General features: G+C 47.4%; 19 protein-coding genes. 8 read left to right on the top strand and 11 right to left on the bottom strand.

All coding sequences use genetic code 11. The annotated features are described in order from the left end of the window. Positions 1–28 precede the first annotated feature (28 nt). Positions 29–922, bottom strand: coding sequence for a LysR substrate-binding domain-containing protein (locus tag ACJJIF_RS04335; RefSeq protein ID WP_444931017.1), 894 nt, complete (start codon positions 920–922; stop codon positions 29–31). A 260-nt stretch (positions 923–1,182) separates the two neighbouring features. On the opposite strand from ACJJIF_RS04335, the gene ACJJIF_RS04330 reads away from it, so the two are divergent. Beyond that, complete coding sequence (locus ACJJIF_RS04330; RefSeq protein WP_444931016.1) at positions 1,183–2,061, top strand: alpha/beta fold hydrolase; 879 nt, start codon at positions 1,183–1,185, stop codon at positions 2,059–2,061. Between the two features lie 211 nt (positions 2,062–2,272). Here the strand turns inward: ACJJIF_RS04330 and ACJJIF_RS04325 are convergent, their stop codons facing one another. The 4 genes from ACJJIF_RS04325 to ACJJIF_RS04310 form a co-directional block, all read right to left on the bottom strand. Then, positions 2,273–2,545, bottom strand: a complete 273-nt coding sequence (locus tag ACJJIF_RS04325) for a hypothetical protein (RefSeq protein ID WP_444931015.1) — start codon at positions 2,543–2,545, stop codon at positions 2,273–2,275. A gap of 331 nt (positions 2,546–2,876) precedes the next feature. Continuing rightward, complete coding sequence (locus ACJJIF_RS04320) at positions 2,877–3,449, bottom strand: ATPase (RefSeq protein WP_444931014.1); 573 nt, start codon at positions 3,447–3,449, stop codon at positions 2,877–2,879. Between the two features lie 10 nt (positions 3,450–3,459). Continuing rightward, positions 3,460–3,633 carry a hypothetical protein gene (locus ACJJIF_RS04315; RefSeq protein WP_444931013.1) on the bottom strand — a complete coding sequence of 58 codons (174 nt, stop codon included), beginning with the start codon at positions 3,631–3,633 and terminating at the stop codon, positions 3,460–3,462. Positions 3,634–4,252: 619 nt separating this feature from the next. Then, the gene (locus tag ACJJIF_RS04310; protein ID WP_444931012.1) at positions 4,253–4,684 is read right to left on the bottom strand and encodes a hypothetical protein; all 432 of its coding nucleotides are present in this window, start codon (positions 4,682–4,684) and stop codon (positions 4,253–4,255) included. Between the two features lie 396 nt (positions 4,685–5,080). Here ACJJIF_RS04310 and ACJJIF_RS04305 point away from each other — a divergent pair, with 396 nt between their 5' ends. Beyond that, complete coding sequence (locus ACJJIF_RS04305) at positions 5,081–5,509, top strand: hypothetical protein (protein ID WP_444931011.1); 429 nt, start codon at positions 5,081–5,083, stop codon at positions 5,507–5,509. A gap of 503 nt (positions 5,510–6,012) precedes the next feature. On the opposite strand, the gene ACJJIF_RS04300 is transcribed toward ACJJIF_RS04305, so the two are convergent. From ACJJIF_RS04300 to ACJJIF_RS04290, 3 genes are read right to left on the bottom strand one after another with little or no spacing between them, the layout of a single operon-like run. Continuing rightward, positions 6,013–6,213 carry an FAD/NAD(P)-binding protein gene (locus ACJJIF_RS04300; protein WP_444931010.1) on the bottom strand — a complete coding sequence of 67 codons (201 nt, stop codon included), beginning with the start codon at positions 6,211–6,213 and terminating at the stop codon, positions 6,013–6,015. Then, positions 6,210–6,836: a LysE family translocator gene (locus ACJJIF_RS04295; RefSeq protein ID WP_444931009.1), complete on the bottom strand. Its 627-nt coding sequence runs from the start codon at positions 6,834–6,836 to the stop codon at positions 6,210–6,212. Before ACJJIF_RS04295 ends, ACJJIF_RS04300 begins: the two co-directional genes overlap by 4 nt. A 1-nt stretch (position 6,837) precedes the next feature. Continuing rightward, positions 6,838–7,302, bottom strand: coding sequence for an Lrp/AsnC family transcriptional regulator (locus ACJJIF_RS04290; protein WP_444931008.1), 465 nt, complete (start codon positions 7,300–7,302; stop codon positions 6,838–6,840). A gap of 160 nt (positions 7,303–7,462) precedes the next feature. Between ACJJIF_RS04290 and ACJJIF_RS04285 the strand changes: the two genes are divergently transcribed. Together ACJJIF_RS04285 and ACJJIF_RS04280 are read left to right on the top strand one after the other, a co-directional pair. Beyond that, on the top strand, positions 7,463–7,924 hold the full coding sequence (locus tag ACJJIF_RS04285; protein ID WP_444931007.1) for a hypothetical protein: 462 nt from the start codon (positions 7,463–7,465) through the stop codon (positions 7,922–7,924). Then, the gene (locus ACJJIF_RS04280; RefSeq protein WP_444931006.1) at positions 7,903–8,532 is read left to right on the top strand and encodes a helicase C-terminal domain-containing protein; all 630 of its coding nucleotides are present in this window, start codon (positions 7,903–7,905) and stop codon (positions 8,530–8,532) included. Before ACJJIF_RS04285 ends, ACJJIF_RS04280 begins: the two co-directional genes overlap by 22 nt. A 21-nt stretch (positions 8,533–8,553) precedes the next feature. On the opposite strand, the gene ACJJIF_RS04275 is transcribed toward ACJJIF_RS04280, so the two are convergent. Then, positions 8,554–8,928: a VanZ family protein gene (locus ACJJIF_RS04275; RefSeq protein WP_444931005.1), complete on the bottom strand. Its 375-nt coding sequence runs from the start codon at positions 8,926–8,928 to the stop codon at positions 8,554–8,556. Between the two features lie 19 nt (positions 8,929–8,947). Further along, positions 8,948–9,556: an HD domain-containing protein gene (locus ACJJIF_RS04270; protein WP_444931004.1), complete on the bottom strand. Its 609-nt coding sequence runs from the start codon at positions 9,554–9,556 to the stop codon at positions 8,948–8,950. Between the two features lie 692 nt (positions 9,557–10,248). On the opposite strand from ACJJIF_RS04270, the gene ACJJIF_RS04265 reads away from it, so the two are divergent. The 3 genes from ACJJIF_RS04265 to ACJJIF_RS04255 all read left to right on the top strand — a co-directional run bounded on the left by ACJJIF_RS04265 (position 10,249) and on the right by ACJJIF_RS04255 (position 14,709). Further along, the gene (locus ACJJIF_RS04265; protein ID WP_444931003.1) at positions 10,249–12,858 is read left to right on the top strand and encodes a S8 family serine peptidase; all 2,610 of its coding nucleotides are present in this window, start codon (positions 10,249–10,251) and stop codon (positions 12,856–12,858) included. A 13-nt stretch (positions 12,859–12,871) separates the two neighbouring features. Continuing rightward, a complete protein-coding gene (locus tag ACJJIF_RS04260; protein ID WP_444931002.1) occupies positions 12,872–13,411 on the top strand; it encodes a serine protease external chaperone in 540 nt (179 codons plus the stop codon). Positions 13,412–13,770: 359 nt separating this feature from the next. Then, complete coding sequence (locus tag ACJJIF_RS04255; protein WP_444931001.1) at positions 13,771–14,709, top strand: hypothetical protein; 939 nt, start codon at positions 13,771–13,773, stop codon at positions 14,707–14,709. Positions 14,710–14,812: 103 nt separating this feature from the next. On the opposite strand, the gene ACJJIF_RS04250 is transcribed toward ACJJIF_RS04255, so the two are convergent. Next, on the bottom strand, positions 14,813–15,505 hold the full coding sequence (locus ACJJIF_RS04250; protein WP_444931000.1) for an FMN-dependent NADH-azoreductase: 693 nt from the start codon (positions 15,503–15,505) through the stop codon (positions 14,813–14,815). A 122-nt stretch (positions 15,506–15,627) separates the two neighbouring features. Between ACJJIF_RS04250 and ACJJIF_RS04245 the strand changes: the two genes are divergently transcribed. Further along, positions 15,628–16,521: a LysR substrate-binding domain-containing protein gene (locus ACJJIF_RS04245; RefSeq protein WP_444930999.1), complete on the top strand. Its 894-nt coding sequence runs from the start codon at positions 15,628–15,630 to the stop codon at positions 16,519–16,521. Positions 16,522–16,759 lie beyond the last annotated feature (238 nt).

The raw sequence follows: 16,759 nt of genomic DNA, 5'->3' as shown, positions 1-16,759 counted from the left end.
TAGATGGTGATAATGGCGGTGCTTAAAATTAGGCGCTATTGAGAAATGGATTGCCTCGAAGCTCCTGAATCGCAATATCAGCAAACGCCCGCACTTTACCCGGTACCCTGCCACTACCCCCAAAAACTATATGAATCGGCAAGGGTTCAGGAGCGAACTCAGGCAGTACCGCCTGTAGATTGCCCTGTTCCAAGTCTGGTGCTATCTGATAGGACAAAACACGTGTTAATCCTACCCCCATTTTTGCGGCATCAATGGCTGCTTGAACCGATGAAAATTCAAGCCTGGGTTTGATTCTTAGATTGTCATTGGCAAAGTGCCATGCTGTACGCAAGCCATCTGGCTTGAGTGCGATCAAAGTGTGATTATTGAGATCCTTCGGGGTTATCGGGACACCATACTTTGCAAGATAGGAAGGTGTACCACACACAATCTGCTGTACAGAGCCGATTTTTGTTGCAACCAGACTAGAATCGGGTAGGTGACCAATACGGATAGCGAGATCAATCCCCTCTTCAAACAGATTAACCACACGATCGAGATAGGCCGCATCTACAGTCGTATTCTCATAAAGGTTCAAGTACCGAGCAATGATAGGGGTAATGTAGATTTTCCCAAATAACGTGGGGGCTGTAATCCGTAATTGCCCGGTTGGTACCCGATGTGCACCTCGAACAGCATCGTTAGCGGCCTTATATTCATGGAGAATACGGCGGGTATCTTCTAAATAAATTTTACCTACGGCCGTCAGGGAAACTAGCCGAGTAGTGCGATTGAATAGTGTAACGCCTAATTCGGCCTCTAGGTCCCCAATAATTCTCGTCACCGAGGGTGCGCTGATTGACAGTGCCCTAGCCGCAGCCGCAAAACTGCCCGCATCAGCCACCGCAATAAAGACTTCCAGTGCGCGAAATCGATCCATAGTTAGCAGTATTTCCTACACTTTCATTGTTTTATATTTCAAAACAAAGAGTTTCCATATATGGATATTCTTTCATTTTGGGTAATTTGAAACAATAGCTTTAGGCCAGATACTGCTGAGTCAGTATCGAAAATAACCATTTCGGAGAGCAGCGATCAACAAATGCTGTGGTGATGTTAGTGAGCCGCCAGGAGCGCATTTAACAAACTACAGCAGCTGAGTGATCCACCTGGATTCATTCTAATTAACTGGAGAAGACAATGAGTAATATCATCAATAAAGCCGTAGCCCATCACACTATTCAGGTCGGTGATGTTAAGGTTTTCTATCGAGAAGCGGGAGATATCACGGCGCCTACCCTGTTATTACTGCATGGCTTCCCTAGCTCCAGTCATATGTATAGGAATATCATCCCCAAACTGGCAGAAAAGTATCACATTGTTGCGCCGGACCTTCCAGGTTTTGGCTGGACTGAGGCACCGAAGCGCGGCGTATTCGAATATACCTTCCATAACTTGTACAAAACCATTGAAGGGTTTGTTGGCGCGATATCCCTGGAACGTTTTGCCATCATGATTTTTGACTATGGAGCACCGGTAGGATTTCGTCTAGCGGCAAACAACCCTGATATGGTGTCTGCGATTATCACTCAGAACGGCAATATGTATGAAGAGGGGCTACTGGATGCCTGGGAGCCTACGAGGAAATATTGGGAAAACCCCAGCCAGGAGAACCGAGATAACTTACGTGTATTGCTCAAGCCCGAGTCTACTCAATATCAGTATCACCATGGCGTACCAGAGTCTCACCTGTTACTTATCAGCCCCGATTCTATTGCACACGACCAATCTATCCTCGATCGTGATTGCGATATACAGTTAGATCTATTTGGTGACTACAAATCCAACGTCGCACTTTACCCTGAATGGCAGCGCTATCTAAGAACCTACAAGCCCCCGGTGCTGGCTACTTGGGGCAAAAATGATCCTTTTTTTGGCCCCGCAGGAGCTGAAGCCTTCAAAAAGGATGTGCCCGATGCTGAAGTACACTTATTCGATACAGGACACTTTGCCCTTGAGACACATGGCGGAGAAATCTCAGATTTAATTATTAAATTTCTTGCCAGGAATATTGAGTAATTCAAGTCGAGCGCAAGGGCCTTATCATCTGTGATTGATAAGGCTCCTGCCTCCCAATATCGACTAGCGCCACCCCCAAAGATTGCCCTACAGCCTTCAGGCAATGAGCGCAGTAAATCTGACCCAACGCGACTCCACTATCATTTGGAGGGGCTTCGCGGTGGCTGTGAACGGCAAAGCCCCGGCTTTGTAACAGCGCTTTAACTACAGTTTAGTGACCATCAATCTCCTCAAACTTTAAGCTCTCCAGGATGATGTACCGGGCTTCCCTGTGATGAATATCGGTGAATTCATCTATCTCCAGCTTAAGCCCTTCAAGTGAGGTACCGAGTATCTCCCTGTCAAAATGCTCCCGTAAGTGCCTGGCTGAGATCTGTGCCAGGGCGCCCAAACGCAGGCGAACACCGATCAGCCTGCCCGGTTCATCGGAAGCGAGTTCGTGGATTTTATCAATCAGGTTTTTGATAAGGCTCTGTTCGCGCATGGCGATCTCCGCTGCTTAGTGACTAGTGCGTGATATGTCTACACCCCGCTCAACGCGCGGCTCTGACCTCTCTTGGCAGATAATCCCCACCCTTCTAGCGGGCTTCCTAGGCGAATCCCAAAAACAGTAGCGCAACAGAACCCAGGTGAGCGCTTCGATCAAGGCAAGTCTGTGATTCGATTTAGTCCACAGAGGTAGATTTTGCAAATATGTGCAGTGTGCCCGGAGCCCTCTACAGCCATCTTCCCTACGGAAGACCTCAAAGACTCCAAGAGCTCGAAAATTTCGATATGACGTGCTCCGCCTCCTTCAGACAGCGAATTACCCGCTCTTAAGGTAGATACGATTGAATCCAACTCGGAATTGATGGGGAGACTTCGTGAACCACTCCATCACGATAATCGCAAGCCCACTGGTAACCTTGGCTGTTATCGTAAATATGGGTGCTTGCAAATACCTGGATATGTGCTTTCAGATTCGCAACTAAGCGTGAATATCGCCGCGCAATGTCATTGGCTGGTATGGCGTGGCCACCCAAATCAATACGCTTTGCAATCCTCTCTGTACTTAAATTGGGGCTGTTTAAGCCAACATAAATGAATGTGGTACGAAAACCGTTTTGCCGAGCCTTATTGGCATACCGGATATACGTAGACCCAGAAATAGTTGACTCAGCGATAAAGGACTGACCCTTATCAATACAACTTTTTACTAGACCCAACGCCTTTCTGCCTGCGGAAACCTGTTTCAGATCGATCGTTGCGAATGAACCTGTCATGTCCTTAGCAATAGCATCAGGATCGATCACCTGAACGCTAGGAAACCTCCTTTTTATGGCTGCCGACATGGTGGACTTACCAGCCCCATTTGGGCCAGCGATAAGAAAGAATTGTGGCCTGGACAAACTGTATTCCTTAGTCCTTGGATGGTTTGGGATGGATTGACTTGCGCTTTTCCGCCGAAATGGCCTCCTTATAAGCCTCCTCTCCCAAGCGCTTTCTCCCTTCTTCTGTTTCAAGCTCTCTGGCCAGTTGCTCTAACTGAGTCTCTCCTGCAGATTTCAGCTTGTCCCCATACTTCTGTTTCATCTCAATATCTCATCGTAGATAGCTCATATGCCATGATCGATCGTATACCTGCATGTCAGGGGTATCAATTACAACTACAGCTTTGAGTAATGTGCCATCTATGTAGATATAAGCATCGATCACTCTGGTCGTATCCCGGGCGACAAATTAGTACAAACCACCCAGTTCTTGCCTCTGCTTTACCTCGCTATAAATCCCTTCTACGGACAGGAGGGGCAGTATAGATCGCATCTATAGATAGGTTTTGAGTTAATATTTCACTTCAGGAAAGATCTGCAACTTATTGAAATAAAAGAATTTTTTGAAAGTTAAAGCATTTTCTATAGTGATTCAGTGCCGGAGCTTTCCCTGGGGCTATAGCGCCCCCCAGTTGCCGTTGAGCGCGCAGTGCTTGGTACCGTTATTGGTGTACGTAGTGGGAGGGGCATAGGGGGATGACCCCGTTTTGCCTAGGCGATACCTGGAGCCATATCTCCAGGTCACTCTTGAGTGTTTTCAGGCTTAGTCGGAAGGCAGACTTTTGAGTTTTGCCATCATGAGGGCGAGCTGGGCTGAGACCAAAGCGCCAATAAAGGGTGGCCCTTTTCAAGGGACTTATTCAGGGGGCTTGGGTTAATTTCTAGCCAAAGTATTTCATGACTGTCTGATATTTATACACCACATACCAGCTCAGCAAAATAATTGATGCACTGGCTGCCATAGCGAGTCCTACGGCCCACCCAAACTGATAGAGGTTACTGGCGAGCAAAGAAAACTCAAAGATATCAATAAGCACGAGCACAGGGATAAAGAAGATCCAAAGTTGCTCGAACCCTATTCTTTTGGCAAATGCCAAGCCAAACAGGACCAGATAGAAGAGCGAAGACACTATCAAGCTGATTACCAGCCACCAGAAAGGGGGGCCAGAGGTGTTGTCGGTAAAAGCCGTGTACTGGGAATACAGCTCTAAGGGAAATAGGACAAAAAATACAATTTTCCAGCTTACATGGGGGCTGTAGGTAGGAGGAGTATTGTCGAGTTCACTCTCAGGTGCTTGATAGGGATTTTGCACGTTCTGCCCTTTTTAAGTCGCCCTGCATCCGCTGCTACTGGCGCTGACCTCAATCCTGTGAGTTAGTGTAACTCTGAACAATTCCTTTCGGCTACTGCCAGACGGCTTGAGGACCTGCACTCTGACACCTATATTTCGACTGACCAACACGGCACAGCAGCAGGCGATATTGTCACATTTAAGCAATGAGCCAACGCACACTATCGATAAACAGCTGTACCAACTATTGACTTTAGAACCGTAGACAATATCCTCGCTGTTCAAATTTTGATGGTCACAAACCTAGCTGGTAGCCAATAATCATCTCAATTTAGCTCAGGGAATGGTGAGAAGTAACTTTCGGATCGGTTATTGGTGCTTGTCCGACGCAGTGGTAAATAATAAGGAAGTTTTACGATGCAGAACATGTATCAGACACCAAACAACCCTCTTGCAGGCACCATTCCACATTACAAACCCAGAGCTGGTTGGAAAATACTCTTTTTTATACTGGCCCCGCTGGAAATTTACTCTCAATACCTTGGATTCTCTGCCGATGAGTGGGATCTCCCTATCTGGTGGATGATTTTTAGCCTATCGGTATATTTTGTATTTTTCATCGCATTGTTTGGGTTAGCCTTTGCCAAAAGAGTCGCCTTTCCAAAGGTATGGCGTTTCTATTTGCCTATCTTGATTTCTACGGACATATTTGAGTTCTTCTCAGTCATAGAGGGGCTTAATATGTCGATTTTGAGAAATCAAGTCATCACTATGATTTGGCTTTCGGTACTATTTTTTACTTGGTATACCGTTTATAAATATCAAAAGGTCATGCGATATTTTTAAAACAGCCACAATCTTAGTCCCTTGGCGCTGAGTTATTTATCCACCGCCCTAGCGACCAAAGGTGGTTTCTGCCAATAACGCCTCAGCCACTACCTTTCCAGAGTGCCGTGCTAGCCTCACGCTTAAGTCCAGGTGAAAACATGGGTCGGGGTTAGATGTTAATAGCCAGCGCCTTTATGTGCGTCTACTGTTTCGAAATTGAGTGGTGGCCCCTTGAGCCTGCCCAAGTCCCTGAGCCGTCCAGCCCTGGACAGGTTGTTGCAGGAAGCACCGGCCAACTCAAGTGATTGGCTGGATAAGCTTCTCTCTCAACATACCGTTGTTGCTCTACAGGGAGCCCAATGTTTTCAAACTTTCAAGTTGTGCTTCTTTGGTAACCTCAACCAGGATCTTACCGACTATGTATTGCGGGATCTGGGACTTTATCGGTATGAATCCTATACTCTGGACCGAGAGAAGCTCCCCTTTCAGAGCCACACACAAATTGATCAGCACCTACTTTATTACCGGTGCCTGGAGCAGAGGATACCGATGCTTGTGTTGTTTTCCCTGCACTCATCAGTGCGATAGGGGTAGCCTGGGACAAAGTCTCCGGTGCTTTCGAATATTGTGATCTCCTCGACCGGGTATTGGTCGACCAATGGGTAGAAGGCGCTGGTGCCGGTAAAGCCGTACCCCACGATGGCGATATGCTTCGGGGTCATGAGAGCGCCCCCAAGGCGATCCATCCGCCCCAGACCAAAAGAACCAGACCGGACCCAAGGTCCAGCCAACGCATGGCGCTTGGCGTGATACGCGCGCTTGCTTTAGACGCTGCCGTAACGAGCAATAGCCACCAAAGTGCCGAGCCTATAAAGACCCCCAAAACCAGCACATACGCAGCCCCGGGGGAAGACGAAGCAGATGTTCCGATACCTGCGACGAGCGCGACAAACGCGAGTATGGTCATCGGGTTGGAGATCGTCAGCGCGAATGTCGTCGCAAATGCGGGGATAACCCCCTTTCCGCTCTTGGCACCTGCTGGCTTTGTGTCGACCCTTGCGCCCATCAGGAACGCACGGATCGAAAGCGCGCCCAGGATCGCGATCAACAAACCTCCAAATAGCTCCAATGGCTCTGCGTAGCTTACCAGCATGCCCGTTGCCGCGAGACCGGCGGCAACCATGAACCCGTAGACCGCATCCGCACTGGCAGCGCCCAGCCCCGAGGCCATACCAGAGGCTCTCCCATCCACGAGTGTGCGCTTGATACACAAAAGACCGATAGGGCCAACCGGTGCTGCAACGGCCACACCGACGCCTACACCTTTTAACAAAACTTCTATCATCTCACGCTTCGTCGGCTCCAGGCGCAATGCGCACGGCAGCCGTCTCCTTCAGTGTTTTTAGAGCAAAGATCGTTTCCGTGTGGTGTATCGCAGTCAGCGGCTTCACTACCTCGGCAAGAAAGTCTTGTACTGCGCCCATATCCCGCACGCGCAGTTTCAGAAGGTAGGAATGCCCACCGGAGATATGGTGCAACTCCATCACTTCCGGCCGTACGCATAAGGCCTCTACCGCCTCCGCCTCGCCTTCATAGCCCATGTCGATCAAGATAAAGCCCGCAAGCCCCGCGCCGACACGATGCGGATCAAGTGCCGCGCGCCAGCCCTTGATTGTCCCGTTGGCTGCAAGCCTGCGTAGACGGTCATTGGCCGTCGAGGTTGGAACCCCCGCCGCTTCAGCAATCGCTGCGCACGACACGCGTCCATCAGATTGCACGATTTCGCAAATTTTCCGGTCAATAGCATCCATAGTCGGAATTCATCTGGATTGGAAAGAGGAAACCGTATTTCATACGCTACTGCATGTCAATGTCGGAAAGGTGGTGTGCTTCTCTCTGAATAATCGTACACAGTCCGACCATCCAGACGCTTGCCGTTCACTTCGCCCGTCCAAAACTGTCGGAAGATAAATGCCGGATATTCGAAAACTACCATTCGTCCCAATCGCAGCATTTTGCAGTTTGGGTGGTGAGATATGGGTTACTACAGCGGGAGCGGATGGGCTTGAGGCAGTTTCCCGAGCGGTACAAAAAATACTCTCAGTGGTAAGCGCTCTGTCACCTCCAGAGGAAATTGCCGATTGGCTAAGGTCGGTCTATCGCTATGCCTACATTGAGCAGGAACTCTCCGAGCAACACAAAATTATCACTCGTGTTAATGACCGAGATACCCCCTGGCAGGAACAGGAAATTAAGCTGCTTTGTCTCAATGCTGCCCAGTATTTGCAGCAATCCTATCGGCAAAGCCAAGCGACCCTGCTGTTTTCTGCGACGTTGCGCCCGGCTCGTTATATCTTTAGCCAGTTGGGTATAGAGGCTGGGTCTCCCTTTTTCGGCCTCAGCAGCAGGGAGTGTTCCTGTGTCCTTATATAGATACTCGCTACCAGGCCCGCGAGCATTCGATTGAGAGCCTTATCGAGATTATTGCCCACACCTTTCACTGTCGCGAAGGAAATTACCTGGTATTTTTTCCCTCCTACCGCTATCTGGAGCAGGTTGCAGAGGGGTTTAAAGCAAGGTTTCCCGAAATTCCGGTGTTGCAACAGCAGCCTGACCAGGGAGAGCGCACCGAATTTTTAGCCGAATTCAGTACCGGCAAAAGGAGCTTGGGGTTTGCCATTATGGGGGGCATTTTTGGCGAAGGGATCGACTATATCGGGGAAAAATTGGTTGGCACTATTATAGTGGGCACCGGGCTTCCGCAAATCAGCCTTGAGCGGGAGCTACAGCACAGCGCCGCTGAGGCTAGCGGCGTCCATGGGTTCGATAGCGCCTACCGCTATCCGGGAATGACCCGGGTACTGCAAACCGCCGGCAGAGTCATACGTTCAGAATCTGATAAAGGGGTGATCATTCTAATAGATAGCCGCTTTACCGCCCCTTTCTACCGACATCTATTTCCCGAGCACTGGCAACCGCTGGTATGCCACAACACCCCTCAGCTATGCGGTAGTTTGGAGCGATTTTGGGGCTCAAGCTGATCCAAAGTATTCATAAGCCCCCTAGGGCTTACCTCTTAATCCCAACCGTTCCACTCCCCAAGCGATCAGAGTGCCGCACAATATTCCCGCCGTATTAGCGGCAAAGTCCAACCACTCACAGGTGCGATTAACATAGGGTTGAAGCAGCTCAATACCACCACTCCACAGTACAAAAAATAACCCCAGCATCCACCAGTAGTTGGGCTTACGCAAAGCGGCGGGGAAAATCAGCGCGCCATAGGCAATTAAGTGGTGGGTTTTATCACTGCCGGGCACACTGGGCATTTCGGCGAGCGGGAACAGGGATAAGCTCGTAATAATACCCAGGAATATAACTGTTAGTAAAACCCAGTGGTTGTAGATCAGCTTTAGGGGAAGTTGAAATAGTATTGACATCGGTGTGTAAAAAGTCCTTCTAGAGAGCTTGCAAGCTTCTTCTCATATTAATCCTGGCTTGGGCATCAAATCGATCGTGAAAGTAATCGGTGTGATAGAGCCTTTCTTGAGACAAGAAATCCTTTAAGAGTTCCCTGCGTTTTTTCTTGTAGATCATTTGCGGTACCCGCCGGTACTCTTGGCGGACTTGCCCCTCATAAGCATCAAAGGTTGCTGCATTGGCCCCAAGTATAGTCAGATCAATATCTATAATGAGCTTTTCGTCGATATTTGTTGGAGTGTAATTGTGGCAAGTCGCCATAATCAATTGGTACACCCGATCCGCTCCTGCCTGACTATATCCGGAACTGGCCAGGAATTCTTTTGCCCAAAGTGCACTGTTTTCTTCATTTTTTGCAGAAAATGGCCTGTAAATCCCATCATGAAACCAGATAGCGAGTTCAACTTCGTGGGGGTGTTCACAAAGGTCTGCCACTTTATCAAAGTGAGCTAGCATGGCATCGATATGATGCCCCGTATGATACTGTCTATGCTTCTCTGCATAAGCAGAAATCAGTTTCTCGAAGCACTGAGGGGAATCTGGAAGATCCATTGCCCTCATTAGATTAAGCCATCTACCTTGATTCATTGATCCCCCTTGGCGTATCGCCTTTACAAGAGTGGTAGCTTGTAAAAATTTTCCCATCGATTAGCCAGCTACACAAACTGGATACCTCCCTTTTCTTTTTAGACGCAAGATTTGAAGTGGACACAACAATGATATCCGCCTGGGAAATTTCATCAATTCAAGCTCGGAAAAATACAATAAAAAGCTGGCCTCTCCCTTCAGGGAAGATCTACCTTTGAGCAACTGAGCAAGTAACTTTAAATGGCCTCTACGGCAACAAAACCCCATAAAATGTTATTGCAAGTGTGCTCTGTGACCGAAACTAATTTTCAAGTTTTGCCAAGCCGGCCTGTTAGCTTTTAACCCTTCAGTGCCTCGCATTGAATCAAATGATATTTACAGAAAAATATCAGATTAATAGCGCCCTGCTTGGCAATACTCAAAATAAAAATATAATCAGCTTTCACGACCCCAGTCATTTTTCAAAGCCTTTCAACCTCTCCCACTTCCCCTTCTGGCACCTAAAAGCTCAACTACTTCAGCGCCACTTAAGTTAATTTATTCGATCTATCTGTCATGGAAAGTCATGATATAAACCATAGAGAGGTTTAATTCACCCTAAATAAACAAATAAAGTTGACTAAGGATTGTTGAGGCTGCTTATAATATTTACGCCCAACAACAAATTAGAATAAGGATAAGTGGGGACCTTAATGAACAATAAAAATATATTTCGACTTTCGGCGATTCCAGCAGCTGTTCTATTAACCCTAACGGGCTGCGGTAGTGACAAGAACTCATCCTCTTCAACTTTTACTCCTGACTCTGTCGTGAGTTCTGATACACCACCAACGGCCGGCGATGTCACTCTAGGCGGCATAAAACAATGGATATCAGTATCTGGGCAACTACTGGGTAGTGATCAAGATGGCGACTCTTTAACCTATAGCTTCTCAGAAAATGGCCAGACCATTAACCCTGTTGACGGCATTTATACATTTAGTCACGGCCACCTGACATTGAGTGGTGATCAGTTTGAGTACACGTCAAGTACCGGACAAGATGCCTCTATCACCTATAGCGTAACCGCAAATGGTGCTTCAGCCTCTGCGATCATAGAGATTATTGCCGACCTTCCTCCCGTTGCCAGCGATGTCACTATCGATGGGGCGAAACAGTGGATACCAGCAGCCGGTGAGCTATTGGCTAGCGATCAGGATGGTGATGAATTAACGTATGGTTTCACTGAAAATAATGAAGCTATTAATTCAGTGGATGGTATCTATACGTTTAGTCACGGTCAGCTAACGTTAAATGGTGATCAATTTGAATACACTTCAATCTCCGGGCAGGACGCATCCATTACTTATACGGTAATGGCAAATGACGTATCGACATCTGCAACAATTACATTCACAAACGTCATCAATGATCCTTTGGCCTATCAACAGTGGCACCTGCTTAATTCAGGTCAAAAATCTTACGCACTGAGCGATGAAATGAAGCTGGGACTTGTCGATATCGGGGTTTACAGTACGGAAGAAATTGATCTTATATTCGCAGAGAATGAAGCTGAGGAACTTGTTGCTGGCGAAGATATGAATGTTGCCGCCGCTTATGCCCAAGGTGTCACTGGTGCTGGCGTGACGGCTATTGTTGTAGATACAGGGCTGGAAATCCGCCACGAAGACTTGATAGATAACGTCCTGCCCAATCGCTCTCTCAACTTAGAGGAGTCAGCAACCGACAAGACAGACCCAACGAGCCTTTCTGACAGTGGTGATCATGGCACTAGCGTAGCTGGTTTAATTGCCGCTAAAGGCTGGAACAATATAGGTAGTCGCGGAGTAGCCCCTGATACCGGGCTGATTGGCATGAACTATCTAGGCGATGAAACAATAGAACAGACAGAGCTATTAGTTCATGGCTTTCCTGGGAGCGGTATTTCTACAGATGAGGAAATTTCAGCATTTAACCGTAGCTACGGCATTACCTACCCGGGCTTTATTGCCTACTCCGCACTGGACGAAGCTATTGAATCTTACCCCAATCTTATGCTTCGAGGCGGTAAAGGCGCTTTGAACATGAAGTCAAGCGGTAACTCTTTTGAAGCTGGTTCCGGTGAAGGTTCTTTATGTGCAGATAATGGCGCTAATGATTTAGGCCTAACCTGCTACAACTCAGCATTCCAACCCAGTCACGGACACCCCTATTATTTGAATGTGGCAGCGGTCAATGCTAACGGCAAACATACCAGTTACTCAACAGCAGGAGCAAGTATCATGGTGTCAGCTCCTGCCGGAGAATATGGCCGCTATGCTCCCGCTATGGTAACAACCGACCAGATGACCTGTATTAATGGTTATTCTGGCTTTAATGGCGGTACGATAAGCGCCTGGAGTCAGGCCTATGGCGAAGCATTTGCAGCCAGTCAATTTCCGTTCAACTACCCTGGTCACCCCGAGAACGCGAGCTGTAACTACACCTCGACCTTCAACGGAACATCTTCTGCCGCACCCAATGCATCAGGTGTTGTATCTCTAATCTTATCTGCAAATCCGGAGTTGACTTGGCGTGATGTTCGGCACATTTTGGCTACGACCAGCTCTTTGATTGATGCTGAAAATCAAAAGGTCGAGCTCACTATTGGTGAAGGCTCTTTTATTGCCCATGATGGCTGGATTGAAAATGCAGCGGGTTATTCTTTCAATAACCTGTATGGATTTGGGCGAGTTGATGCCGGTACAGCGGTTGCTATGGCTTTAAACTACACAGAAAATCTTGGCGAGCCAATTATTACTGAATGGCAAGGTCTAGGATCAACCGCCGGTGAAGAAGCTATGGAGGCTATTATCCCAGATAATAGTGCTACTGGTGTCAGCCTACAAATCGAAGTGGCAGCAGACATTATTATTGAAGCCATGCAGTTTGAGTTCGATATCCGCAATGATCATATGGGCTACACCTTAAACGATAGTCTATTGAGCTCAGCTGGTAATGACTTAGCGCTTGAAGTGATTTCTCCTTCTGGTACTAGAAGTGTTTTACTTTCTTCTAAGCAGGCGCTATTGGATGCTTCCTATAGTTTTACCGATGGAACCAGCGCGGGGTATATTCTGGATGGTGCCGTATTCCTGTCTAATGCATTCTATGGAGAAAATGCCAAAGGCACCTGGACCATTAGAGCCCTGGATACCGGAGAGACCAATATTACTTTCTCAGATCCAGATAACTACTGGGATGCAACAGGCCTGATGAACAATTCGGTAGAGAGTGTCCTTGAAGGTGTATCACTAAGAACATTCGGCCGCTCTGCTCAATAAGAAGGATAATACGATGAAAGTTTACAAGTTAATCACCTTAACTACTGCAATATGTTTCTCTGGCGCGGTACAGGCAATCGCCACTGACAATATAGAAAAGAAAGAGATTGAGGTTAATAAATCTTCAACAAGAGCAAACTCGGCTGAATTCGGCATCTTTAAGATTGAGCACTCACTAATAGGTGTTCCGACATCGATTGCAGCACCGGAATATACGGTTACAACAAAAGGTGAAACGGCAATAGTGGATATTGGAGCTGATTCTGCAACAGATATTATTGGCAAAGGTACAATCGTCAGAAACACAATAACCCGTGAGCTGACAACTTTAACCGGCAACATAATAGCTTTATTAGACAAGAGTGCTGATGCTTATGAGCTGACATCAATTGCTGGCGTAGAGGTATTGTCAGTATTCCCCGGCACAGACATTGCCGTTTTAAAAGTTAAAGAGGGAAATGACTTATTAGAGGCGTTTAATTCAATCAGGCAGTCTGGACTGGTGATTGAAAGTCGAGTTGAAGTTACTGAGACCATAAATACAGCACAATAGAAAAATCCAACTGTGTAAATCCGTTTTACCTCAGCAAGTGTAGAACCAGCTCTGCCTCCCCCAAAAAAGGGGAGGCAGAGTGTGCCATATAGACCTATTTAAATATAAAATCTAACACTAACTACCACCGATATTAAGCCGGCAAAGCTAAGAGTGATTTAGCCCAAAAATGGAACCATAGAACCATTTACCATTTGTTGTAGTCACATAATTGGACCGATTTGAGTCATATACTGACAACTCGCAAAGTCAGTTTAGTTTGAATGAAAATTTAAGCTTAAGGAAGTTGACAGTGGAAACTTCAAAAGTAAGATTGAGAAAAACAGCACTCAGCATCCAATACAAAATAATAATCTCCTATGCCTATATTTGCTTATCAATCAATTAACTCAAACGCCAGTGCCAATTGTGGTATAGGGGCCTCTAACTGTCAGAATTTCACCCGAGCGACACATAATCACCAAGCCTCCAATCAAGATCGCTGGCACTTGGTCATGCCCACAGCAAATAGCGAAAAACCTCATATTCCAATCCATGGGCCCGCCCAATTAGTGGCGCAGGCCCCTCTCGGTTTTATGGGAAAAAACCGGCACACGAATGCTCAATTTCTGAGTATGGTTGAGGGAAAAGCCCGTCAAACCCATCAACACCTCTACCGCGCACTCGGTCAAACCTGTGACTTGCTGGTGTATGGCGAAATGAATGGTAACAATAGCGAGTGGAGCTCCATGCAACAACATGCAGGGAATCTGCTGGGGGCAAGCTCGACAGGAAAAGCCTGTAATAGCTTTAGTGTTCATGCCGCCAACACGGCCCAACACAAAATGTTGGGTTCAGGCATGGGCTGGATTGCCATAAAAACAGGGAATGTTAATGCCGTTTTCGTTCACGTTCCCAATAGCATCGCCAAAAAACAAGGTGAGGCAACCAATTTTTACCGCTCGATCAACAATCACTTGATACAGGGCGGTCATGGTCCTATAGACCTTGTGATGGGGGATACTAACCAGGGAACTAACAGTTTTACAGCGAGTATACTCAGCAAAGCTACAGACACGACCTTTTCAGATGCCCATAGTGGAACTAGCATTCAGCCCTCTGATTCCTATGGGCGCAGCTTTTCGGGTACCAACAGCACCGCGACTAAAAAATATGATGTGGCAGTTTACAATACTAAAACAGTCAAGGTCGCCAAGGTCGATTACCTTTCGCAAAGCACTCCGGTTTCTATTAATGGTGCCAACATGTCTGCTGCCATTACCGATCATATGGGTATATTTATTAATGTCACCAAGTAAACCGGGGCTAGGGTTACAGCCCCTACTCCTTTGATAAGTAGCTCGTGATTTGAGTGGGATCATATATTCACCGGGCTCCCAAAATGGGAGCCCGGTGAATTAACTAAAAGCGGCTGATCAATGCTGTTATCAGCTTTTTACCTTTCGCTAAGGCTCGGCTAACCGAGTCCCGATGCCTTTCATCGGCAAACTCCTGATACTCCGCATTGATTTCATAGAACTCCTCAACCCCCAAATAGTGGCTTAGGGTTTGGATATGCGGCCCTAGATGATTCATTTTCTCGCGGATTCCACCTTGAGAAAAGCCAAACTCCCCGGCAGACGTGATCAGAACCAGTGTTTTAGCCGACATAATTGGCTCTAAAGGATAGTCTCCACGAGCCAAATCAAAGGTAAAGGTTTTATCGATGCGGATAACTTGATCGAACCAGGCCTTGAGTGCAGCGGGCATACCGTAGTTATACATTGAGGTAGACATAATAATGATATCCGCCTGGGAAACCTCATCAATCAAGGTATCTGAAAGCGCCAGCAAAGACCGCTGCTCTTCAGAGCGATCGGCTTCAGGAGTGAAAACCGACGCAATCCACTCTTGATTGATAAAGCCCGGCGGATTTAACCCCACATCCCTATGGATAACTTTATCTTGGGGTCTCTTCTGTAGCCAAGCACTCACAAAGCCTGCCGCAATTGCCTTGGAGATCGAGGTGTGCCTGGGGATACTTGCACTGTCCTGAGTTATCGCTAAACCGCTCCACTTCTGGGCGCTAGCGTCAATATGCAATAGTGTTTTCATAGTTGGGAACCTTAACTCAACCGTCTGAAAGTTCCTCAATAGTGATGCCAGGGGGGATTGTTGACAAACGAGTTATTTCTCTCTATAGATGAGAAAAATTCATCCATAAGAGGCCCTACACTGTGTACCCCAGCCTACCCTCTCTCAACGCTCTTAAGGTATTCGATGCGGCCGCTAGGCTGGGCAGCTTTAAGAGGGCCGCAGAAGAGCTTTTTATAACACCAACAGCCGTATCACATCAGATAAAAAGCCTGGAGGAATCGCTGGGCCAGCTATTATTTGAGCGGAAAACCCGCGCTGTACTACTGACCAGTGAAGGGCGGCTACTGGCTCAAGCCACCTCCCAAATTTTTCAGCAGCTCGCGGAAACCGTGAATGAAATCACAAACTCAAAAAACACACTCACTATTAGTGCGACATCAAGCTTTGCGGCGATGTGGCTGGTACCCCATCTAGAAAGCTTTTATCGGAAGTTCCCGAATATCGATGTCTCTGTAATGACCGGAGAAGAAGTAAATGATATTGAACGGGACCGACGTATCGATCTCGCTATTCGATATGGGCAGTATGACAAAAACTTAAAAAACGCCCATCACTTGGTAACCGAAACAATAGGTATGTATGCAGCGCCCAGCTATTTAGCACAGATTGAAGATACCTCCGAGGTACAGCTTCTAGAGACCAGGTGGATCAACCCATCTCTTCCACCGCTCAATTGGCAAACCCTACTCAAGGGGAGGCTCGAAGACATGCCTGTACGGCAGTTTGATCAGGAACACCATGTGATCCAAGCCGCCTTAGCAGGCCAGGGGATTGCGCTGGTCAGTTCGCTTCTTGTACAAAGTGCCTTGCGCAATCAATGGCTGGTTCCCTATAGAGGTATCTGTGAAGATTTATCAGAGACTGGAGGCTTTAGCTATTCCGCATTAATACCCAATCGCCACTCAAGAAATGAAAATATCCTGGCTTTTGTCTCCTGGCTCAGGGAAGCGCTAAAGGTGCCCGCCCACGGCTAAATACCGCCCTCCGGGGCTTTCAGGGGCTCCGGGGCATATGCCTCTGCCTCCACATGGGTACACACTTCCCTATATATAGTGGCGTGAGTGTCTTTCGAAGGGGTGAAATTACGTGAAAAAATACAAATTGCTAGCGGCACAGCCCCTGCCTACACACCGAGTTTCGTACTCTGCCCCCCCTGCAAGCCCCCCTTATCCAGCTTCAAGCCTTATGACGGGATAGCAAATTGAGGCAGAT

It is taken from the genome of Microbulbifer regidiadema (SeqCode), from assembly GCF_052467605.1.
Note: the sequence above shows the minus strand (reverse complement) of the source record. Positions and strands in the feature narration are given on the sequence as shown.